We start from the raw sequence: 19,735 nt of genomic DNA, 5'->3' as shown, positions 1-19,735 counted from the left end.
CGTCCACTTCCGAACGTCAGGACGTCAGGACGTCGGGGCGTCGGGGCGTCAGGGCGTCAGGCGCCGTTGATCACCTGCGTCACCCCGTTGATGATCTGCTGCACCGCGATCGCGGAGAGCATCATGCCCGCGAGCCGCGTCACGAGCACCACACCGCCGTCCTTGATGACGCGGATGATCAGCAGCGAGTACCGCATCACCAGCCACAGCACCACGTGCATCGCCACGATCGCCGACCAGACGGAGATCTGCGTACCGACGCTGTCGGCGTCCTGGACGGCGAGGATCACCGACACGATCGCGCCGGGCCCGGCGAGCAGTGGCATGCCGAGCGGTACGAGCGCGACGTTGACGTCCTTGGTCTGCTTCGGCTCGTCCGTCTTGCCGGTGAGCAGGTCGAGCGCGATGAGCAGCAGCAGGAGCCCGCCCGCGATCATCAGCGCCGGGACGGAGACGTGCAGGTAGTCGAGGATCTGATGGCCCACGAGACCGAAGACCGCGATCACGCCGAAGGCGACACAGACGGCCTGGAAGGCCATCCGCTGCTGCACCTTGGCGGGCCGGCCGGCGGTCAGGCCGAGGAAGATCGGGGTGATCCCAGGGGGGTCCATGATCACAAATAGCGTGAGAAAAAGGGAGCCGAAGACGGCGACGTCGAACACAGTGATGGCCTTGCGGAGAGTCGTACGAAGGAGCCGCGCAGGAGACCGCCGGGCACAGGGCACGGCAGCCACCGGCCCGGAACAGCGGAACGGTGGAGCGGGGTGAAGGGAGAGAGCGGCGAGAGCGGGCGGCAGCGACGGTGCCCGCGCAGAACGCCGGTGTTACGCGGCCGGGCTTCCGCCCGCTCCGGGCACGGGGAACGCCCCGGTCGCCCGGCGCGTGATCTCGCCGTAGATCTCGGGGTCGGTCGTGAACTCCCCGAGCACGCACGTCTTGCGGCTGCCGTGGTAGTCGCTGGAGCCGGTGACCAGCAGACCGAGGTCCGCCGCGAGGCCGCGCAACCGGGTGCGGGTCTCGGGAGCGTGGTCCATGTGATCGGTCTCGATGCCGTCCAGGCCCGCCGCGGCCAGCTCGGCTATCGCGCTCTCGGGCACGACCTGGCCGCGCTTGACGGCGGCGGGGTGCGCGAAGACGGTGACGCCGCCGGCCGCCTTGACCAGGCGGATCGCGTCGAAGGGATCCAGCTCGTGCTTCTCGGCGTAGGCGCGGCCGCCGTCGGCGAGCCACTGCGGCGTGAACGCGTCGGAGACGGTCGGCACGACGCCCAGTTCGACGAGGGCCTCGGCGATGTGCGGGCGGCCGACCGAGCCGTCCCCCGCGATGCGCGCGACCTGCTCCCAGGTCACGTCCACGCCGAGTTCCTGGAGCTTGCCGATCATCGCCTTGGCGCGCGGCACCCGGTCGTCGCGGACCAGCTCGCGCTCGCGAGCCAGCTCCGGCTCCTCGGGGTCGAAGAGGTACGCCAGCATGTGCAGGCCCACGCCGTCGAGGCGGCAGGAGAGTTCGGCGCCGGTGACGAGGGTCAGGCCCGGGGGCACCGCGGCGATCGCCTCCGCGTGGCCGCGGGTCGTGTCGTGGTCGGTCAGCGCGACGACGTCGAGACCGGCCGCCGCGGCGTTGCGCACCAGCTCGGCCGGGGTGTCCGTGCCGTCGGAAGCGGTGGAGTGAGTGTGCAGATCGATGCGCACGGCGCTGACTCCAGGCTCTGACGGGGCGGACGGCGGGGACGCTCAAGGATAACGGGAATCGAACGCTCCCCCGCCCGCCACGGACGAGGCATCCCTCACGACGCCGCTCGGGGTGCACGCACTCACCGCGCGGGGAGCAAGCACTCACCGCTCAGGGCACGAGCAACCCCCCACCCAGCACGCGAGCACCCCCCGCTCAAGGCGACAGCAACCGCGGCGACAGCGCCCCGCACGGCAGCAGGTCCACCTCGGCGCCCGCGTCCCGGAGATCGGTGAGCACCAGTTCGTCGTACATCAGGAGCCCCGACTGCTCCGGCCACGCGATGGCCCACAGCCACAGGCCCCGCGCCTCGCCCGCGAAGACGGCGCGGTCGTCCGGCGTCCCCGACACATGCCACAGCGGCGTGGGCCGCCCGGCGGCGTGCACCTTGGCGTGCGCCGGCTTGTCCACGCTCATATAGGGGCCGGGGTCGGGCCCGTCGACGCCGGCATACCGCGCGCCGAGTCCGACGCCCAGCTCCTCGGCGACGAGCACCAGTTCGCCGACGCCGCCGAGCGGCGCCGGTCCGGAGCAGGCCACCGCGGTCGCGCGGCCGCCGCTTCGGTCGTCCCCCGCGCAGGCCACGCCCGTGAACAGCCAGCCGACCGGCAGGGGCCACGGCATCCACACCGGCACCTGCGCACGGTGCACCACGACCTGGAGCGCCTCGACGCTGGGCGGGATCACGGGTTGCAACGGGTGCACGGTGCCGTGCACATCGCACTGCCAGGAGTCGGCAAAGAGACCGGGAGCCCTGACCCGGCCACCACACTTCGGGCAACTGGGTTCGCCCCTCATAACGACCAACGGTCCTCTCCGCTCGTCGCCCCGTCAAGGACGATCACCCGTCCGGTGGCCCTGTCACCGGGGAAATTTAGATGTAGCTTGCACTCTTTAGCCTCTCTAACTTAATATGTGCATACGCCAACGAACTCGGAAGGAGCGGCTGTATGCACAGCAGCACGGGAGGTCCCGCCGAAGGGGATCCGTTCGACGCCGGATCGGGCGGCATCCTGCGCCAGCCGAAGGCCGTGTGGGCCACGGCGGGCGCCTCCGTCGTGGCCTTCATGGGCATCGGCCTCGTCGACCCGATCCTGCCCTCCATCGCCAAGGGCCTGGACGCCAGTGCGAGCCAGGTGTCCCTCCTGTTCACCTCGTACTTCCTGATCACCGCCGTCGCCATGCTGGTGACCGGCTTCGTCTCCAGCCGTATCGGCGGCAAGAAGACGCTCCTGCTCGGCCTCGCGCTCGTCGTCGTCTTCGCCGCCCTCTCCGGCACCTCTGGCTCGGTCGGTGAGCTGGTCGGGTTCCGGGCCGGCTGGGGGCTCGGCAACGCGCTCTTCGTGTCGACCGCCCTGGCCGTCATCGTCGGCGCCGCGGCCGGGGGCAGCGCGGCCGCGATCCTGCTGTACGAGTCGGCGCTCGGCCTCGGCATGGCGTGCGGGCCGCTGGTCGGCGCGGTGCTCGGCGACGCCAGCTGGCGCTACCCGTTCTTCGGCACGGCCGCGCTGATGGCGATCGGCTTCCTGTGCGTCACGGCGTTCCTCAAGGAGCAGCCGAGGCCCGCGAGGAAGACGTCCCTGCTCGACCCGGTCAGGGCCCTCGGCCACGGCGGGCTCGCCTCGGTGGCGGCCTCGGCGTTCTTCTACAACTACACGTTCTTCACCGTGCTGGCCTTCACGCCGTTCGTGCTGGACATGACCCCGTACAAGTCGGGCGCGGTCTTCTTCGCCTGGGGTGTGCTGCTCGCGGTCTTCTCGGTGCTCGTCGCGCCGCGGCTCCAGGAGCGGTTCGGGTCGCTGAGGGTGCTCGGCGGTTCGCTCGTCCTGCTCGCCGTGGACGTGCTCGTCCTCGGCTACGGCGGCCACACCGCGGCCATCATCTGCACGATCCTGTCCGGCGCCTTCATCGGCGTGAACAACACCGTCTACACCGAACTCGCCCTCGGCGTCTCCGACGCCCCCCGTCCGGTCGCCAGCGCGGGCTACAACTTCGTGCGGTGGTTCGCCGCGGCCGCCGCGCCCTTCTTCGCGCCGAAGATCGAGGAGTGGAGCGACGTCCACGTCCCGTTCGTGGTCGCGGCCGTCACGGCGGTGCTCGGGGCGGGCGTGGTCTGGGTGCGGCGCGCCTCACTCGCCCACGAGGCCGAGGAGCTCGAGCCGAAGCACGCCACCGAGGACGGCGTCACCGTCTTCGCCGACTGAGGCTCTCCGTACGAGATCTCAGTCCAGGGACACGGACTTGCGCAGCGGATCGCGCAGGTCCGTGCCGCCGCTCAGCCAGCGCTCCTGGAGGGCCGCCGCCCCGTGCACCCGCTTCCACGCCGCCTCGTTCGGCGTCATCGGCAGCAGCGGCAGGAAACGTACGGGGTCCATCGGCTCGGCCAGGTCCAGGTCCTCCACCAGACCGCCGGGCTCCGCGACGAGCACCGAGGTGAACGGCGCGCCGGGCCACAGCGGTTCGCCGGTGTCCAGCGAGGCGCCGGGGGCCACGACCAGGCCCTCGACCTGCGGCGAGGCGGCGAGCACCGCGAGGGGGCGCAGCACCTTGTCGGTGTCGGCGAGCCCTCCTCGCACGGAGAGCACCAGCTCGGCACGCGGGCCCTTGACGGGGTCGGCGAGCGTGGCGGTCGGGTCGGTCATCGGCTGGGCGGACATGCCGAGCGTGGCATAGCGCACCACGTCGCCGTCCGTGAACCGCAGCACCTCGATCCGGTCGGTGCCGAGGAAGGTCACCGCGGCGCGTGCGTCCGGTTCCCCCAGGCCAGTACGGAGACGGGCCTCGACCAGCGCAAGAACATCAGCCATGACGTGAGCATAGAACTCGTCAGTGAAAGGCAAAGCGGGGGCTTGACACTTCAGTCGGCTGATAGTGTTGGCCGCTGGCCCAGGGCAGCACGCAGAAGCGTCGCTTTCAAGTCCTGCGGACAGACACTGACTCTGCGCCACGGGCGCAGAGGGCGCATGGGACTTCCCTTACGGGGGACCGGCCGGAGGAGGTGGGGCTGCTATGGACCGAAGTCGACCGTGCAGTACCACCCGCTCTTCCGCCCGATGAATCACGCAGCTCGGTAGCTGCAGAAGCACCCGCACACACCGCTCGCGGTGTCCGTGCCGTGTGCGACGGAAGAGCACTTCGTTTCCACCTGATCTGTCTGAGTTCTCTGATCTGTGTCAGTAGCGAAGCTGCCACCGCGCCGGTGCGGTGCTCCCCGCTTTGTGGACGTGCCAAACATCTCCGCAGTAGGACGTCCCCATTCCGGGCAGTTCCAACCGTCGCAGGCGGCCTCCTTCGAAGGAGCCTGCCCATGTCGATGATCCGCGACCTCCGTGCCGCCGTCCGCCCCTCGCTCCGCAAGGACGGCACCTCCTACCCCTCCACGTCCTCGTACTCCTACGACGCCACCCGCGAGGCCGCGTCCGCGGTCGTCGACTGCGCCGTGTACACGGACGGGCGGCGCATGGAGTGCGCCGACACCCTCACCCCGCACGAGGCGATGCTCCAGGTGCGCCGCCACGGCGGCTTCGCCTGGATCGGCCTGCACGAGCCGACCGAGGCCGAATTCGCCGGTATCGCGGCCGAGTTCGGGCTGCACCCGCTCGCCGTCGAGGACGCCGTCCACGCCCACCAGCGGCCCAAGCTGGAGCGTTACGACGACACCCTGTTCACCGTCTTCAAGACCATCCACTACGTCGAGCACGAAGAACTCACCGCCACCAGCGAGGTCGTGGAGACCGGCGAGGTGATGTGCTTCACCGGACGGGACTTCTTCATCACCGTCCGGCACGGCGGACACGGCTCGCTGCGCGCCCTGCGCCGGCGCCTCCAGGAGGACCCCGAGCTGCTCGCCAAGGGCCCCTCCGCCGTCCTGCACACCATCGCCGACCACGTCGTCGACGGTTATCTCGCGGTCGCCGACGCGATGCAGGACGACATCGACGAGGTCGAGACCGAGGTCTTCTCCGCGCCGAGCAAGGGCAAGGGGACCGCGCGCGGTGTCGACGCCGGGCGGATCTACCAGCTCAAGCGCGAGGTCCTGGAGTTCAAGCGGGCCGTCTCGCCGCTGCTCCGCCCGATGCTGCTGCTGAGCGAGCGGCCCATGCGGCTTGTCGACCCCGACATCCAGAAGTACTTCCGTGACGTCGCCGACCACCTCACGCGCGTCCAGGAGCAGGTCATCGGCTTCGACGAACTGCTCAACTCCATCCTCCAGGCCAACCTCGCGCAGGCCGCCGTCGCGCAGAACGAGGACATGCGCAAGATCACCTCGTGGGCGGCGATCATCGCCGTGCCGACCGCGGTCTGCGGGGTGTACGGCATGAACTTCGACCACATGCCCGAACTGCACTGGCGGTTCGGCTACCCGATGGTGCTCGCCCTCATCGGCGGCGTCTGCTTCGCGATCCACCGGACCCTGAAGCGCAACGGCTGGCTGTGAGGCGTCACTCGGTAGGCTGCCGCCATGACTGCTGACCCGCTGCTCGACCGCGCGCTCGTCGAGGAGGCCACGAAGAAGTCCGGCCTCATCTGGGTACGGGGCGAGGGCTCGCCCGCCCGGGCGCTGTGGCACGTCTGGCTCGACGGCGCCGCCTGCCTCGTGGGCGACGGCCCCGGCGAGCAGCCGCTGCCGGGGCTCGTCGACGGCGACGTCGCGGAGGTGACCGTCCGCAGCAAGGACAAGGGCGGGCGGGTCGTCGCCTGGACGGCGACGGTCGATGAGCTGGCGGCGGGCTCGGAGGCGTGGGAGGCGGCGGTCTCGGAGCTGAAGGGGAAGCGGTTGAATGCGCCGGACGCTGAGCAGATGACCTCGCGGTGGGCGTCGGAGTGTCGGGTTGTGCGGCTCACTCCGCGTGGGGCGGTTTGCGAGTTGCCCTCGGGGTCTCTCGCGGCGGCGCCGCTGGTCACTGGGGCTACTACTCGGCAGCCTGTGCCTGCGGGGCTTCCTAAGTTGTTGTTCAGGCGCAAGCGCCGTTGAGGTTTCGGTGTCCTCGCTCTGCGGGTGCGTTTGTGGTTGCTCGCGCAGTTCCTCGCGCCCCTGAAGCTTGCCCCTTCGGGGCTTGCTTCCCCTTATGACGTGGGGAGTTGTTTGCCGTAGTCGACCATTTCGGACTTGGCGGGGGGCTGTAGGGGGAAGTCCTTGTTCCAGTCCGTGAGTTTGAGGATGCCCGCGTGGCCGCCTCGCTCCAGGCGCAGGGGGTACGGCTTGCCGTCCAGGGAGACGCTCAGCGTGCCGCCCGCGCCCTCGTCGCCGGTGATCTTGATGGTGCGCAGGGGGCCCGTCTTGCCGCGGTCGCCCTTGGCCAGGTGGCCGTGGAGCGTGAGCATGCCCTCCAGGAGTACGTCCTTGTCCGTGAAGCCGCTCAGCTGCTCGTAGGCCGGATCGCCCTGCGGGACCTTGACGTACTTGCCGTCGAGCTTGGCCGCGGCGGTCTCGTCCGCCGGCTGGGGCTTCCCGTCGCCCTGGTCACCTTCGTGGGTCCAGAACCGCGAGTCGGCCTTCAGGAACAGTTGCTCGCCGACGCGCAGCAGCCGGAACGTCTGCCCCTTGGACGTGACCGAGCCCGTGCCGCCGTCGCCCTTGAGGCGCATGTCGAGGGTGTACGTATGGCCCTTGCTCACCACCGTCCCCGACAAGCGGACCGCCGACGCCGCCTCCGCCACCTTCGAGGACTTGCTCTGGATCTTCGGCGCCGACAGCTTGCCCACGCCGTTCGTGCCCGCGTCCGGATCCTCGGCGCTGCCGCCGCACCCGGTCAGACTCGTGACCGCCGCGACCGTGCCCGCGCACATCGCGCTCACGAACGCCGCCCTGCGGGCTCGGCTGGCCTGGGAAAGTGCGGTCACAGGTGGCGCTGCCTCTCGTGCGGTCGACCTCTACGGCTTCGGCAGTACGGCAGCGTACCCGGGCCGGCCGGGAGGAGCGGAGCCAGTCCGTCCGGACCCTTCACCGGGGCGTATCCGACCGGGACGGGCTAGCCTGAAGCCCGTATTGCCGGACAGAACGGCAGGAATCGCTTCGGGCTCGTGAGAGCACGTCAGAAGAGGAGGCGCGCGCATGGCGGCAGGCGCCCCCCGGGTCTTCGTCTCCCACCTCTCCGGCATCCCCGTCTTCGACCCCAACGGCGACCAGGTCGGACGGGTGCGCGACCTCGTGGCGATGCTCCGCGTCGGCCGCAGACCCCCGCGGCTGCTCGGCCTCGTCGTCGAGCTGGCCACCCGGCGCCACATCTTCCTGCCCATGACCCGCGTGACGGGCGTCGAGTCCGGCCAGGTCATCACCACCGGCGTACTGAACGTACGGCGCTTCGAGCAGCGGCCCACCGAGCGGCTCGTGCTCGGCGAGATGCTCGACCGCCGGGTCCATCTGGTGGAGACCGGCGAGGAGGTGACCGTCCTCGACGTGTCGGTGCGCCAGCTGCCCGCCCGCCGCGACTGGGAGATCGACCGGATCTTCGTACGCAAGGGGAAGGGCGGGACGTTCCGGCGCAAGGGCGAGACGCTCACCGTCGACTGGTCGGCCGTCGACGGCTTCTCCCTGGAGGAGCACGGGCAGGGCGCGGAGAATCTGCTCGCCACCTTCGAACAGCTGCGCCCGGCCGACCTCGCCAACGTCCTGCACCACCTGTCGCCCAAGCGGCGGGCCGAGGTGGCCGCCGCCCTCGACGACGACCGGCTCGCCGACGTCCTCGAAGAGCTGCCCGAGGACGACCAGATCGAGATCCTCGGCAAGCTCAAGGAGGAGCGCGCCGCCGACGTCCTGGAGGCCATGGACCCCGACGACGCCGCCGACCTCCTCGCCGAGCTGCCCGAGGAGGACAAGGAGCGCCTGCTCACCCTGATGCAGCCCGCCGACGCGGCCGACGTGCGGCGTCTGATGGCCTACGAGGAGCGCACCGCCGGCGGCCTGATGACCACCGAGCCGATCGTGCTGCGCCCCGACGCCACGGTCGCCGACGCCCTCGCCCGGGTCCGCAAGGAGGACCTCTCCCCCGCGCTCGCCGCACAGGTGTACGTATGCAGGCCGCCCGACGAGACGCCGACCGGCAAGTATCTGGGGACCGTGCACTTCCAGCGGCTCCTTCGCGACCCGCCGTACACGCTCGTCGGCTCGATCCTCGACGACGACCTGCAACCGCTCGCCCCGGGCGCCACGCTGCCCACCGTCGCCGGTTTCTTCGCCGCGTACGACATGGTCGCGGCGCCCGTCGTCGACGAGGGCGGCGCGCTGCTCGGGGCGGTCACCGTCGACGACGTACTGGACCACATGCTGCCCGAGGACTGGCGCGAGACGGAGTTCCATCTGGAAGGGGAAGGAGCGGACCATGGCGGCTGACCGGGAGCGCGACAACCGCGCCGAGCCCAGGAGCCCACGGTTCCGCCTCGACCAGCCGCGCACCCCGCGGCCCAAGCTGCTGCCCGACTACGACCCGGAGGCGTTCGGACGCCTCTCGGAGCGGATCGCGCGCTTCCTGGGCACCGGCAGGTTCATCGTCTGGATGACGGTCGTCATCATCCTGTGGGTGGTCTGGAACATCACGGCCCCCGGTCACCTGCGCTTCGACCAGTACCCCTTCATCTTCCTGACGCTGATGCTCTCCCTCCAGGCCTCGTACGCGGCCCCGCTGATCCTCCTCGCGCAGAACCGCCAGGACGACCGCGACCGCGTCAACCTCGAACAGGACCGCAAACAGAACGAGCGGTCCATCGCGGACACCGAGTACCTCACGCGCGAGATCGCCTCCCTGCGCATGGGCCTCGGCGAGGTGGCGACCCGCGACTGGATCCGCTCCGAGCTCCAGGACCTGGTCAGAGAGGTGGAGGAACAGCGGAGCGAGCAGCGCGCGGAGAAGCGCGTCGTATTCCCCCCGGAGGGTGCGCGCGGACGTGATGTAGGCGACCGCTGACGGCCCTTTCCCGGGCGGGGTTACCGCGCCGTACTATCAGGTCTATGGCTACGGAAGACGCGGTGCGTGAAGCACTGGCGACGGTGAACGACCCCGAGATCCAGCGACCCATCACCGAGTTGGGGATGGTCAAATCGGTGGACATCGGCGCCGACGGGGCGGTGGCGGTCACCGTGTATCTGACCGTCTCCGGCTGCCCGATGCGCGAGACCATCACCAAGAACGTGACGGACGCGGTCGCCGCGGTCGAGGGCGTCACGCGCGTCGACGTCACCCTCGACGTGATGAGCGACGAGCAGCGCAAGGAGCTGGCCTCCGCGCTGCGCGGCGGCACCGCCGAGCGCGAGGTCCCCTTCGCCAAGCCCGGCTCGCTGACCCGCGTCTACGCGGTCGCGTCCGGCAAGGGCGGCGTCGGCAAGTCCTCGGTGACGGTGAACCTCGCGGCCGCGATGGCCGCGGACGGTCTGAAGGTCGGCGTCGTGGACGCGGACATCTACGGCCACTCCGTGCCGCGCATGCTGGGCGTCGACGGCAAGCCCACCCAGGTCGAGAACATGATCATGCCGCCGTCCGCGCACGGCGTGAAGGTCATCTCCATCGGCATGTTCACCCCGGGCAACGCCCCGGTGGTGTGGCGCGGCCCGATGCTGCACCGCGCCCTCCAGCAGTTCCTCGCGGACGTCTTCTGGGGCGACCTCGACGTGCTCCTCCTCGACCTGCCCCCGGGCACCGGCGACATCGCCATCTCCGTGGCGCAGCTGGTCCCGAACGCCGAGATCCTCGTCGTCACGACGCCTCAGCAGGCGGCGGCCGAGGTCGCCGAGCGAGCCGGTTCGATCGCCGTGCAGACCCACCAGAAGATCGTGGGCGTCGTCGAGAACATGTCGGGGCTCCCCTGCCCGCACTGCGACGAGATGGTCGACGTGTTCGGCACGGGCGGCGGCCAGAAGGTCGCCGAGGGGCTCACGAAGACGACGGGCGCCACGGTGCCGGTCCTCGGCTCCATCCCGATCGACGTGCGGCTGCGCGAGGGCGGCGACGACGGCAAGCCGGTCGTCCTGACCGACCCGGAGTCCCCCGCGGGCTCGGCGCTGCGCACGATCGCGGGCAAGCTGGGCGGCCGCCAGCGCGGCCTCGCGGGAATGACCCTCGGCATCACGCCCCGCAACAAGTTCTGAGCGGCTTCGCTTGAGCGCCCCGTCAGGGGCGCGGGGAACTGCGCGACCAGCCACGACGGACCCGCACAGAACCACGCGCCCCGCGGAAGCGCTACGCGTACGCGCCGATGTCCTGGATGACGGAGAACCCGAGCCCGTACGCGCTCATGCCGCGCCCATACGCCCCCAGGTGGACGCTCTCCTTCGCGGAACCGGCGAGGACCCACCCGTACTCGGACTCCCGGTAGTGGAACGGCGTCGGCACCCCGTCCACCGGAAGCGAGAGCGACGACCAGTCGGAGCCCTCCAGGTCGTCCGCGAGGAACCAGGCCGTCTCCGTCTGCTGGTCGAGCCAGTCGTCACGCAGAGAGTGGTCCATCTGCCCCGGCCACGTGTACGAGAGCAGCCCCACCCCCGCGAGCCAGGCCGCCGAGGAGACCGACGTGGCCTCCAGGACGCCCGTGCCGTCCGCGCTGCGCCGCACCGGGTTGGCCGCGACGGTCACCACCACCGCGAACCGCTCCTTGTCACTGTTGCCGAGGCTGCCCTCGGCGCGGACCGACGGCTCGTCGCCGTGGCCGATCGAACCGTGCTCCACCGACCCGTCCGCCGTCGCGCCGACCTGCATCAGCCAGCGCGGCCCCGTGAAGGCCTCGTCGAGGCCGTACCAGGGGAAGGGCGCCAGCAGGTAGCCGTCGACCGTGCGCCGGGCGGAGGGCACCGCTTGTGCGGTGCCGTCCGCGGCCGGCGCCTGCGCGCCTACGCGACTTGTCGTCTCCATGTACCCGGCCGCCTCCTCGCTCTCGTCGGTCCGGAGCGGCCCGCCCCCCTCGGGCGTCCTCACGCCGGACAACAAGGCAGGATAGCCACACCGGTCGGCGGCGGCGGTTCAGGTGATCCCTCAGGTGGCGTCCGCGTCGAACGGCGGGCGGTCGGCGGAGTCGAGCTTCTTGGGCTCCGCGGACGCCTTGCGCATGTCCACGCTCGCCCCCGCGGAGGAGGCGGCCGCGGCTTCCGAGGAGGAGTCCGACGAGTCGCCGCCGCGGCCGTGCACGGCGTCGGCGACCTCGTTCATCTCCTTCTTCAGGTCGAAGCCGTTACGGATCTCCTTGAGCCCCAGCTCGTCGTTGTCGAGCTGCTTGCGGATGAACTTCTTCGGGTTCAGGTCGTCGAACTCGAAGTCCTTGAACTCCGGGCCCAGCTCTTCCCGGATGTCCGCCTTCGCGCTGTCCGAGAAGTCACGGATCTTGCGGATCGTGCGGGAGACGTCCTGGATGACCTTCGGCAGCTTGTCGGGGCCGAAGATGAGCACGGCGAGGACGACCAGCGCCACTATCTCGAGTGCGCCAATGTCATTGAACACCTAGAGCTCCTTGCGATGTCCTCAGCCCGCAACAGGTCGTCGTCCGAGGTCTGGACCGTGACCACGGTACCCGGCGCCCATGTCTGTCCGGTAGCCGCTGCGCCACAACCGGGAACAGCGGCGGTCAGGCAGCGGTCAGGCAGCGGTCAGGCAGCGATTAGTCGGAGTGTGCCGAGCCGAGCACCAGGGTCACCTCGCGGTCGCGGCCGTCGCGCTCGATCGTCAGGTCCAGCCGGTCCTTGGGGCGGTGGGCGCGGACCTTGACGATCAGTTCGTCGCTGGAGTGCACCGGGGCGCCGTTCACCTCGGTGATGGTGTCGCCCGGCTTGAGGCCCGCCTTGTCGCCGGGGCCGTTCGCGTTGACCGCGGGGCCGCCGTCCTTGCCCTTCTCCGCGATGCGGGCGCCGTCGCCGGTGAACTCGGTGTCGAGCGTGACGCCGATCACCGGGTGCGTGGCCTTGCCGAAGTTGATCAGCTCTTCGGCCACGCGCTTGCCCTGGTTGATGGGGATGGCGAAGCCGAGGCCGATGGAGCCCGCCTGGCCGCCGCGCGAGTCCGAGCCCTCGTCGGCGGAGCGGATGGCGCTGTTGATGCCGATGACGCGCGCCTTGGAGTCGACCAGCGGGCCGCCCGAGTTGCCCGGGTTGATGGGGGCGTCGGTCTGGAGCGCGTCCACGTAACTGACGTCGCTGCCGTCGCCCTTCTCGCCGCCCGCGGTGATGGGCCGCTCCTTGGCGCTGATGATGCCGGAGGTGACGGTGTTCGCCAGGTCGAAGGGGGCGCCGATGGCGACGACGGGGTCGCCGACCTGGACGTTCTCGGAGTTGCCGAGGGTCAGGGGCTTGAGGCCCCGCACGCGGTCCACCTTGACGACGGCGAGGTCGTAGCCGGAGTCGCGGCCGATGACCTCGGCCTCGGCGGTGTCGCCGCTGCTGAAGGTGACCGTTATCTCGCCGCCGGTGCCGGCGGGCTCGACGACGTGGTTGTTGGTGAGGATGTGGCCCTTGCCGTCGAGGACGAAGCCGGTGCCGGTGCCCTGCGCCGAGTCCCCGCTGACGTGCAGGGTGACGACGCCGGGCAGGGCCGCGGCGGCGATACCGGCGACGCTGCCGCTCGGCCTGTCCTTGGGCTCGGCGCCGGCCTGCGGCAGCTCGATGTCGCCCACGCCGTTGCGCTCCAGGTAGGACCCGAGGGCTCCGCCGATGAGCCCCGACATCAGAGCGATGAGGGCGATCCCGGCCACGACGAGCCGCCGGCCCCGCTTGCGCTGGCGCTCCTTGGCCTCCGGAGGCAGCGACCCGTTCTGCTGGAGGGGCGCGTTCCAGGGGTCATACGGCAGCCGAACCGCGCCCTGAGCCCCCTGGGGGTGCCCCGCGTGGGGCGCGGCCTCGTGGGGGCGCCCTACGCCGCCGTAGGGGGCCGGGGCGGACACGTCGGCGCCGGGGGGCGCGGGGGTGCCGTGCGGGGGCGTGGAGGAGGCGTGCGGGGCGGCGGGCGGGAGCGGGGCGCCGTGGGCCGGGGCGGGGTGGGTGGGGGTGCCGTGCGGGGGCGTGGCGCCGTGGCCCAGGGCGGCGGGGGTGCCGTGCGCCGGGGCGGGGCCCGCGGGCGTGCCGTGCGCGGGCGTGGCGCCGTGCGCAGCTGCGGGCGGCAGCAAGGTGCCGTGGGTCGGGGTCGTCGCCGGGTGCTGGACGGGGGGCGCGGGTGCCCAAGGGCCGGGCTCGCCGTAGGGCGGGGTGCTGTACGGATCCGGGTCGTGCAGGGGGCGGGGCCGATCGGCCGGTGCGGTGACGCCTCCGGGAAGTCCGGTGCCGGGGGCGGGGATGCCGGTCTGCGCGGGGGCGGCGTCCTGAGCCGGTGCGGCGCTGGGGGTAGGGGGGCCGACCTGCGCGGGGGCGGCGTCCTGCTGCGGGACAGCGCCCTGAGCCGGTGCGGCGCCGGGGGCAGGCGTGCCGGTCTGAGCCGGTGCGGCGCCGGGGGCAGGGGTGCCGGTCTGGTGCGGGACGGCGCCCTGGCCCGGTGCCGCGCCGGGGTGCGGGGCGGCGCTCGGCTCGGAGGCCGGGCTCAGGTGCGGGGCGGCGCCCGGCTCGGAGGCCGGGCTCAGGTGCGGGGCGGCGCCCGGCTCGGGAGCCGTGTTCAGGTGCGGGGTCGCTTCCTGGCCTGCGGCCGCGCCCGGTTGGGGGGCCGCCTCCGGGGGCGGGGCGGTGGGTGGGGCCGGGGTTTCCGGCCGGGGGCGGCTCCACCATTTGGCCTTCGTGGGCTTGCCCTCGTCCATGCTCTCCCCACAACTGCCCGCGGCGGACGCCGATTGCCTGCTCAACCCCGCGCCCGCCAAGTCTCCCCGGCGAGCACGGTCCACCGAGATTCAACCAGGTTCCGCCGCCCAAGCGCAGGGCACCTGTCGCGTCAGTGGACCTGCGAGGTGCCTTGCAGGGGGCCCGAACCTGGGGGCGCGGCGGCCGTGTTCACCGGATCCGCGCCTCTCGTCCGCACGGGCCCCAGCACGGGCGGCCGCGCGGGGGCCGTATGCGGCGGGCGTATGAGCGGGGAGAGTGCGGCGGCGCCCGCCAGCATCGGCGCCGTCAGCTCCCGCACACTCACGTGGGAGCGCGCGGCCCCGGGCAGCAGCGGCCCCGTCACCTCGCTCGGGGCGACCGGCGCCGACAGGACGCCGGGACGCTGGCCCTGTGCCGACAGCGGGTTGCCGCCGCCGCGGCGCCGCACGGAGTCGGGGGTCGCGACGGCGGTCGAGCCCTGGGTGCGCTGCGGCGTCACCTTGCTGTTGGTCTTGGCGCCGCCGGCCCGCGCGTCCCCGGGGTCGGCTGGCGCGACCGCGGTGACCCCGCCCAGCGCGATCGCGGCCAGCGACACCGCACCGGCCGCCGCGAAGGCGAAGCGGCGCCCGCGCCAGAGCGAGCGATCACCGTCGTGCCGGGTGACGTCGTGGATGCGGAAGCCCCGGCCCTCGTCGGGCAGCACCGCGGCATGGGCGCCGGACGGGACATACCCCACGAAGGGCTCGGTGCTCACGCCGAAGATCCCGGTCCGCGGCAGTCCGGCGGAACCGGTGGCTCTGGTGGCTCCGGTGGCGAAGCCGTCCCCGTCGCCGGGGCGCCCGGGACCGCCGGGCGGCTCGGAGCCGCCCGCCGGAAGACCTTGGAGCCGGGCGAGGAAACTCTCGCTGGGCGGCGGCGGCGCCGCCTGCGCGAAGACGCTCTTCAGACGACGCTGGGCGTCGGCCTCGGTCTTGCACATCGGACAGGTCGCCAGATGGGCGAGGACGCGCTCGCGCGCGTCATGGCCCAACTCGCCGTCCACCAGGGCGGCGAGCCGGTCCCCCAGATGCTGCTCGGCCTCGGTCAGACGCCGCTCGGCAGGATTCGACCGTGATCCACTCACGCGGTCGCACCCCCTCCTCCCAGCGCCACGGCGCCGGTGACCGCGAGCGAGCGGCGCTCGGCGCGGGCCTCGGGAGAGCGGTGCTTGAGAGCCTTGCGCAGCTGCGAACGGCCCCGGTGGATACGGCTGCGGACCGTGCCGAGCTTGACGCCGAGGGTGGCGGCGATCTCCTCGTACGAAAGGCCCTCGATGTCGCAGAGGACCACGGCGGCGCGGAATTCGGGCGCGAGGGTGTCGAGCGCCTGCTGGACGTCCGCGTCGAAGTGCGTGTCGTTGAAGACCTGCTGCGGGGACGGCTCGCGGCTCGGCAGCCGCTCCGCCGCGTCCTCCCCGAGGGCGTCGAAGCGGATGCGCTGCTTGCGGCGCACCATGTCCAGGAAGAGGTTGGTGGTGATGCGGTGCAGCCAGCCCTCGAACGTGCCGGGGGTGTAGGTCGAAAGGGACCGGAATACACGGACGAAGACCTCTTGCGTGAGGTCCTCGGCGTCGTGCTGATTACCGGTCAGGCGATACGCCAGGCGGTATACGCGGCCGCTGTGCGTGCTGACGATCTCCTCCCAGGTGGGCGGAGTCCACGCCTGCGATTCCGCGTCAGCGGCAAAGGTCGCGGTCTGAGCGGAGTCGTTGGCACGGATGCGGTCAGCAGTCTCGGTCACGGATTTCGGCTCACCCGCCAACCCGAGAAAACGCCGCAGCGCTCCTCCCCGATCCGCGGACGCAGCCGCACCTCCCCTATCGGCTCTGGTGGTGTCCAGTGGAGCCCCTACCATAACCACCTCGCCCGTTAGCTCCGGATAAGCGTTTTTACGTGAATTTGGTACGGGCTTCGCTGCGAGTGTCCTGCCGCTTCGACGCGCCCGCTTCCGGTTCGGATCCATCCGTCACCCCCGCTCTCCTCCCACCCCCTGTAAACGCACGGTCCCATCTGCGGGTTCCCGGCCCCAACGGATACAGTCACGGCCAGGCAACCACGGGGACAGGAGAGGGCCATTACCGGCAACCGGCAGACGAGCTGGGCGTTCGCCGACGCGTTTGTCGCCGAGGACGAGGCGCTGCGCTGGGCCCGGGACCGGGCCCGGGAGGCAGGGCTGCCCTCGGTGTCGCCCGGCACCGGCGCCGCGCTGCGGATGCTCGCCGCCACGGCTGACGCGAAAGCGGTGGCCGAGATCGGTACGGGGACCGGGGTGTCGGGGATCCATCTCCTGCACGGCATGCGGCCCGACGGCGTGCTCACCACGGTCGACCCCGAGCCGGACCACCAGCAGTTCGCCCGGCAGGCCTTCCGCGCGGCCGGCTTCGCGGGCAACCGCGCGCGGTTCATCCCGGGGCGCGCGCTGGACGTCCTGCCGCGGCTCGCGGACGGCGGCTACGACCTCGTGTTCTGCGACGGCGACCGCGTGGAGTCCCTGGAGTACCTCGCTGAATCGTTGCGCCTGCTCCGGCCGGGTGGGCTCGTCTGCTTCGAGGGTGTCTTCGCGGACGGGCGGACCGTGGACTCGGGGCCGCAGCCGGTCGAGGTTCTGCACTTGCGGGATCTGTTGCGTACGGTGCGGGAGAGTTCTGAGCTTGTTACGTCGTTGCTGCCGGTGGGGGATGGGCTGCTTTGCGCCGTTAAGCGGTAGCGCCGGGAGCGGTTGTTCGTTGCTGCCGGCTTGGCTTGCCGCCGGGCGCGCGTTTCCTCTCTGCGGGCCGTCTTTGGCTGGTCGCGCAGTTCCCCGCGCCCCTACGGGGCGCGCCCGCGCGGCGGAGCCGCACATCGGAACAGCGCCGCGCCCCTACGGGGCTCGGCCTCGGCCCGTTGAAGGCCCAGGGGCCCGGGAATAGCGCTGCCCCGGCATCCTTCGATGCCGGGGCAGGGAAAAAAGTGGGAGCGCTTCCGCGTCAGCCGACGACCTTCTTCAGAGCGTCGCCGAGTGCGTCGGCCTCGTCCGGAGTCAGTTCGACGACAAGTCGTCCGCCGCCTTCGAGCGGAACGCGCATGACGATGCCCCGCCCCTCCTTGGTCACCTCGAGCGGGCCGTCGCCCGTCCGCGGCTTCATGGCCGCCATGCTCGTTCCCCTTCCTGAAACCAGCTCATCGCAGCCGACAACCCAGGTGTCACCGGCATCGAACACATTGCTTCCAGGTCATTATCCCGCATGGCGGGACCCGATGACCAACATCGGTCGGCATCGCTTGAGCAACGCGCGCCCGCAAAACCACCCAATTCGGCGATGTGGCTGCGATACTTCGCCGCCCCATACGCCCCACAGACCCGAAATTCTTTGACGCAGGTCACATATCCGGCCTCATGCCGGACCCCGATGATCTCCGTCATGCTGAGTCCCACGTACTGGACCAGCGGAGGGGACCACCATGGCCGACAGCGTGCTCTACGAGGTGAGCGACGGACTCGCGACGATCACGATCAACCGTCCCGAGGCGATGAACGCGATGAACACGGAGGCCAAGGTCGCCCTGCGGGAGGCCGTGCGGGCCGCCGCCGGGGACGCCGCCGTGCGCGCCGTATTGCTCACCGCGACCGGGCGCGCCTTCTGCGTCGGGCAGGACCTCAAGGAGCACATCGGCTCCCTGGCGGCGGATCGCGAGGCGGGCACCGGGCAGACCATGAGCACGGTCAAGGAGCACTACAACCCGATCGTGCGGGCCCTGACGGGCATGCCGAAGCCGGTGGTGGCCGGGGTGAACGGTGCCGCTGCGGGCGCCGGTCTCGGCTTCGCGCTCGCCGCCGACTACCGGGTGGTCGCGGACACCGCCAAGTTCAACACCTCGTTCGCCGGGGTCGCCCTCACCGCCGACTCGGGCGTCTCCTGGACGCTGCCGCGCGTGGTCGGCCCCGGCCGCGCCGCCGACCTGCTGCTCTTCCCGCGCAACATCACCGCGCAGGAGGCGTACGACCTGGGTATCGCCAACAAGGTGGTGCCCGCGGCGGACCTCGCCGACGAGGCCGCGCAGGTGGCCCGCGCCCTGGCCGAGGGGCCGACCCTCGCGTACGCGGCGCTCAAGGAGTCCCTTGCCTACGCGGCGGACCACTCCCTGGACGAGGCGCTGGACAAGGAGGACGAGCTGCAGGCCAGGGCGGGCGCCTCCGAGGATCACGCGATCGCCGTCCAGGCCTTCATCGCCAAGGAGAAGCCGGCGTACCTGGGCCGCTAACGTCTCTCCGACGCCTCGCGGGCCACGCAGTCCGCGAGGTGGTCGTTGACCAGGCCGCAGGCCTGCATCAGGGCGTACGCCGTGGTGGGGCCGACGAAGCGGATGCCGCGCTTCTTGAGGGCCTTGGACAGGGCCGTGGACTCGTCGGTGATCGCGGGCACGTCGGAGAGGGCCCTGGGGGCCTTGCGGGAGGCCGGGTCCGGCGCGAACGACCAGATCAGCGAGTCCAGTTCGCCCTCGGGCCAGTCGGCGAGCACGCGCGCGTTGGCGAGGGTCGCGTCGATCTTGGCGCGGTTGCGGATGATGCCCGGGTCGGCGAGGAGCCGTGCCCGGTCCTCGTCGGTGAACCCGGCGACCGTGGCGATCTTGAAGTCGGCGAAGGCGGCGCGGAAGCCCTCGCGGCGGCGCAGGATCGTGATCCAGGACAGGCCCGACTGGAAGGCCTCCAGGCAGAGCCTTTCGTAGAGCGCGTCGTCGCCGTGGACCGGGCGGCCCCATTCGTCGTCGTGGTACGCCACGTACTCCTCGGTGGACAGGCCCCAAGGACAGCGCAGGCCGCCGTCCGGGCCCGCGAGCGCGCCGGTCGCGGTGCTCACTTCTCGCCCCCCTTGTCCTCGGGCTCGCGCGGTTCGTACTTCTCGAAGAGCGCCGGGCCCGCGACCGCCGTGGCCTGGGCGCCCGCAAGGGCCGCCTCCAGCTCGGCGATGCGGGCGTCGCGCTCGGCCAGCTCCGCGCCGAGGCGGCCGAGCACGTCGTCGACGTCGTCCATGTGATAGCCCCGCAGCGTCGTCGGGAAGCGCACCGCGTCGACGTCCGCCCGGCGCAGCGGGCGGTCCAGGGGCAGCGGGTCGGTGAGGCGCTCGGGCGCGGCGTCGGGCAGGGCGCCGCTCTCGCCGCCGCCGACCACGGCGAGGGTCACCGCGCCGACCACCACGACGAGGGCGATGACCAGGAACAAGAACAAGACCATGCCGTCAGGCCCCCACACTCGACTGCCCGTGCTGAAAGTGTCGCTGAAACTGTCTGG

21 protein-coding genes are annotated in these 19,735 nt (G+C 71.5%); 8 read left to right on the top strand and 13 right to left on the bottom strand.

What is annotated here, in order from left to right; all coding sequences use genetic code 11:
- Nucleotides 1-56: 56 nt before the first annotated feature.
- The 3 genes from DMA15_RS24730 to DMA15_RS24720 form a co-directional block, all read right to left on the bottom strand.
- Nucleotides 57-662, bottom strand: coding sequence for a MarC family protein (locus tag DMA15_RS24730; RefSeq protein WP_125514955.1), 606 nt, complete (start codon nt 660-662; stop codon nt 57-59).
- A gap of 162 nt (nt 663-824) precedes the next feature.
- Nucleotides 825-1,691, bottom strand: a complete 867-nt coding sequence (locus tag DMA15_RS24725; RefSeq protein WP_125514954.1) for a PHP domain-containing protein — start codon at nt 1,689-1,691, stop codon at nt 825-827.
- Nucleotides 1,692-1,887: 196 nt separating this feature from the next.
- Nucleotides 1,888-2,529: a DUF6758 family protein gene (locus DMA15_RS24720; RefSeq protein ID WP_125514953.1), complete on the bottom strand. Its 642-nt coding sequence runs from the start codon at nt 2,527-2,529 to the stop codon at nt 1,888-1,890.
- A 152-nt stretch (nt 2,530-2,681) separates the two neighbouring features.
- Between DMA15_RS24720 and DMA15_RS24715 the strand changes: the two genes are divergently transcribed.
- Nucleotides 2,682-3,935: an MFS transporter gene (locus DMA15_RS24715; protein WP_125514952.1), complete on the top strand. Its 1,254-nt coding sequence runs from the start codon at nt 2,682-2,684 to the stop codon at nt 3,933-3,935.
- An 18-nt stretch (nt 3,936-3,953) separates the two neighbouring features.
- Here the strand turns inward: DMA15_RS24715 and DMA15_RS24710 are convergent, their stop codons facing one another.
- Entirely contained in the window at nt 3,954-4,538 is a 585-nt protein-coding gene (locus tag DMA15_RS24710) for a suppressor of fused domain protein (protein ID WP_125514951.1), read from the bottom strand.
- A gap of 500 nt (nt 4,539-5,038) precedes the next feature.
- On the opposite strand from DMA15_RS24710, the gene DMA15_RS24705 reads away from it, so the two are divergent.
- Both DMA15_RS24705 and DMA15_RS24700 read left to right on the top strand, forming a co-directional pair.
- Nucleotides 5,039-6,169 carry a magnesium and cobalt transport protein CorA gene (locus tag DMA15_RS24705; RefSeq protein WP_125514950.1) on the top strand — a complete coding sequence of 377 codons (1,131 nt, stop codon included), beginning with the start codon at nt 5,039-5,041 and terminating at the stop codon, nt 6,167-6,169.
- Nucleotides 6,170-6,193: 24 nt separating this feature from the next.
- Nucleotides 6,194-6,706 carry a hypothetical protein gene (locus tag DMA15_RS24700; protein ID WP_125514949.1) on the top strand — a complete coding sequence of 171 codons (513 nt, stop codon included), beginning with the start codon at nt 6,194-6,196 and terminating at the stop codon, nt 6,704-6,706.
- 92 nt (nt 6,707-6,798) lie between these two features.
- Here DMA15_RS24700 and DMA15_RS24695 read toward each other — a convergent pair whose 3' ends face one another.
- On the bottom strand, nt 6,799-7,521 hold the full coding sequence (locus tag DMA15_RS24695; RefSeq protein ID WP_206302960.1) for a hypothetical protein: 723 nt from the start codon (nt 7,519-7,521) through the stop codon (nt 6,799-6,801).
- Between the two features lie 265 nt (nt 7,522-7,786).
- On the opposite strand from DMA15_RS24695, the gene DMA15_RS24690 reads away from it, so the two are divergent.
- From DMA15_RS24690 to DMA15_RS24680, 3 genes are read left to right on the top strand one after another with little or no spacing between them, the layout of a single operon-like run.
- A complete protein-coding gene (locus DMA15_RS24690) occupies nt 7,787-9,064 on the top strand; it encodes a CBS domain-containing protein (RefSeq protein WP_125514947.1) in 1,278 nt (425 codons plus the stop codon).
- The gene (locus DMA15_RS24685; RefSeq protein WP_125514946.1) at nt 9,054-9,635 is read left to right on the top strand and encodes a DUF1003 domain-containing protein; all 582 of its coding nucleotides are present in this window, start codon (nt 9,054-9,056) and stop codon (nt 9,633-9,635) included. Before DMA15_RS24690 ends, DMA15_RS24685 begins: the two co-directional genes overlap by 11 nt.
- A 44-nt stretch (nt 9,636-9,679) precedes the next feature.
- Nucleotides 9,680-10,813, top strand: coding sequence for an Mrp/NBP35 family ATP-binding protein (locus DMA15_RS24680; protein ID WP_125514945.1), 1,134 nt, complete (start codon nt 9,680-9,682; stop codon nt 10,811-10,813).
- Nucleotides 10,814-10,904: 91 nt separating this feature from the next.
- On the opposite strand, the gene DMA15_RS24675 is transcribed toward DMA15_RS24680, so the two are convergent.
- The 5 genes from DMA15_RS24675 to sigE form a co-directional block, all read right to left on the bottom strand.
- The gene (locus DMA15_RS24675) at nt 10,905-11,573 is read right to left on the bottom strand and encodes a hypothetical protein (RefSeq protein ID WP_206302828.1); all 669 of its coding nucleotides are present in this window, start codon (nt 11,571-11,573) and stop codon (nt 10,905-10,907) included.
- A 120-nt stretch (nt 11,574-11,693) separates the two neighbouring features.
- Nucleotides 11,694-12,155, bottom strand: a complete 462-nt coding sequence (locus DMA15_RS24670) for a sec-independent translocase (RefSeq protein ID WP_125514943.1) — start codon at nt 12,153-12,155, stop codon at nt 11,694-11,696.
- Nucleotides 12,156-12,312: 157 nt separating this feature from the next.
- Nucleotides 12,313-14,427 carry a trypsin-like peptidase domain-containing protein gene (locus DMA15_RS24665; RefSeq protein ID WP_125514942.1) on the bottom strand — a complete coding sequence of 705 codons (2,115 nt, stop codon included), beginning with the start codon at nt 14,425-14,427 and terminating at the stop codon, nt 12,313-12,315.
- A 131-nt stretch (nt 14,428-14,558) separates the two neighbouring features.
- A complete protein-coding gene (locus DMA15_RS24660) occupies nt 14,559-15,551 on the bottom strand; it encodes a zf-HC2 domain-containing protein (RefSeq protein WP_125514941.1) in 993 nt (330 codons plus the stop codon).
- Nucleotides 15,548-16,321, bottom strand: a complete 774-nt coding sequence (gene sigE / locus DMA15_RS24655) for an RNA polymerase sigma factor SigE (protein WP_206302827.1) — start codon at nt 16,319-16,321, stop codon at nt 15,548-15,550. Before sigE ends, DMA15_RS24660 begins: the two co-directional genes overlap by 4 nt.
- Nucleotides 16,322-16,474: 153 nt before the next feature.
- Here sigE and DMA15_RS24650 point away from each other — a divergent pair, with 153 nt between their 5' ends.
- Entirely contained in the window at nt 16,475-17,173 is a 699-nt protein-coding gene (locus DMA15_RS24650) for an O-methyltransferase (protein ID WP_125514940.1), read from the top strand.
- A 259-nt stretch (nt 17,174-17,432) separates the two neighbouring features.
- Here DMA15_RS24650 and DMA15_RS24645 read toward each other — a convergent pair whose 3' ends face one another.
- Nucleotides 17,433-17,600, bottom strand: coding sequence for a DUF3117 domain-containing protein (locus DMA15_RS24645; protein ID WP_003966491.1), 168 nt, complete (start codon nt 17,598-17,600; stop codon nt 17,433-17,435).
- 307 nt (nt 17,601-17,907) lie between these two features.
- Here DMA15_RS24645 and DMA15_RS24640 point away from each other — a divergent pair, with 307 nt between their 5' ends.
- A complete protein-coding gene (locus DMA15_RS24640; protein ID WP_125514939.1) occupies nt 17,908-18,708 on the top strand; it encodes an enoyl-CoA hydratase-related protein in 801 nt (266 codons plus the stop codon).
- Here the strand turns inward: DMA15_RS24640 and DMA15_RS24635 are convergent.
- A complete protein-coding gene (locus tag DMA15_RS24635) occupies nt 18,705-19,304 on the bottom strand; it encodes a DNA-3-methyladenine glycosylase I (protein WP_125514938.1) in 600 nt (199 codons plus the stop codon). The genes DMA15_RS24640 and DMA15_RS24635 overlap by 4 nt on opposite strands.
- The gene (locus tag DMA15_RS24630; protein ID WP_125514937.1) at nt 19,301-19,678 is read right to left on the bottom strand and encodes a DivIVA domain-containing protein; all 378 of its coding nucleotides are present in this window, start codon (nt 19,676-19,678) and stop codon (nt 19,301-19,303) included. Before DMA15_RS24630 ends, DMA15_RS24635 begins: the two co-directional genes overlap by 4 nt.
- Between the last annotated feature and the right edge of the window lie 57 nt (nt 19,679-19,735).

Source organism: Streptomyces sp. WAC 01529, from assembly GCF_003945545.1.
Lineage (GTDB): Bacteria > Actinomycetota > Actinomycetes > Streptomycetales > Streptomycetaceae > Streptomyces > Streptomyces anatolicus.
This window is presented reverse-complemented; position numbering and strand designations above follow the sequence as displayed.

Bases quoted from the DNA above. Each gene is read 5' to 3' on its own strand.
- sigE (WP_206302827.1), bottom strand. From the start codon at position 16,321: ATGGTAGGGGCTCCACTGGACACCACCAGAGCCGATAGGGGAGGTGCG.
- DMA15_RS24695 (WP_206302960.1), bottom strand. From the start codon at position 7,521: ATGTGCGCGGGCACGGTCGCGGCGGTCACGAGTCTGACCGGGTGCGGC.
- DMA15_RS24685 (WP_125514946.1), top strand. From the start codon at position 9,054: ATGGCGGCTGACCGGGAGCGCGACAACCGCGCCGAGCCCAGGAGCCCA.
- DMA15_RS24680 (WP_125514945.1), top strand. From the start codon at position 9,680: ATGGCTACGGAAGACGCGGTGCGTGAAGCACTGGCGACGGTGAACGAC.
- DMA15_RS24645 (WP_003966491.1), bottom strand. From the start codon at position 17,600: ATGGCGGCCATGAAGCCGCGGACGGGCGACGGCCCGCTCGAGGTGACC.
- DMA15_RS24690 (WP_125514947.1), top strand. From the start codon at position 7,787: ATGGCGGCAGGCGCCCCCCGGGTCTTCGTCTCCCACCTCTCCGGCATC.
- DMA15_RS24675 (WP_206302828.1), bottom strand. From the start codon at position 11,573: ATGGAGACGACAAGTCGCGTAGGCGCGCAGGCGCCGGCCGCGGACGGC.
- DMA15_RS24715 (WP_125514952.1), top strand. From the start codon at position 2,682: ATGCACAGCAGCACGGGAGGTCCCGCCGAAGGGGATCCGTTCGACGCC.
- DMA15_RS24705 (WP_125514950.1), top strand. From the start codon at position 5,039: ATGTCGATGATCCGCGACCTCCGTGCCGCCGTCCGCCCCTCGCTCCGC.
- DMA15_RS24630 (WP_125514937.1), bottom strand. From the start codon at position 19,678: ATGGTCTTGTTCTTGTTCCTGGTCATCGCCCTCGTCGTGGTGGTCGGC.
- DMA15_RS24665 (WP_125514942.1), bottom strand. From the start codon at position 14,427: ATGGACGAGGGCAAGCCCACGAAGGCCAAATGGTGGAGCCGCCCCCGG.
- DMA15_RS24640 (WP_125514939.1), top strand. From the start codon at position 17,908: ATGGCCGACAGCGTGCTCTACGAGGTGAGCGACGGACTCGCGACGATC.
- DMA15_RS24700 (WP_125514949.1), top strand. From the start codon at position 6,194: ATGACTGCTGACCCGCTGCTCGACCGCGCGCTCGTCGAGGAGGCCACG.
- DMA15_RS24720 (WP_125514953.1), bottom strand. From the start codon at position 2,529: ATGAGGGGCGAACCCAGTTGCCCGAAGTGTGGTGGCCGGGTCAGGGCT.
- DMA15_RS24710 (WP_125514951.1), bottom strand. From the start codon at position 4,538: ATGGCTGATGTTCTTGCGCTGGTCGAGGCCCGTCTCCGTACTGGCCTG.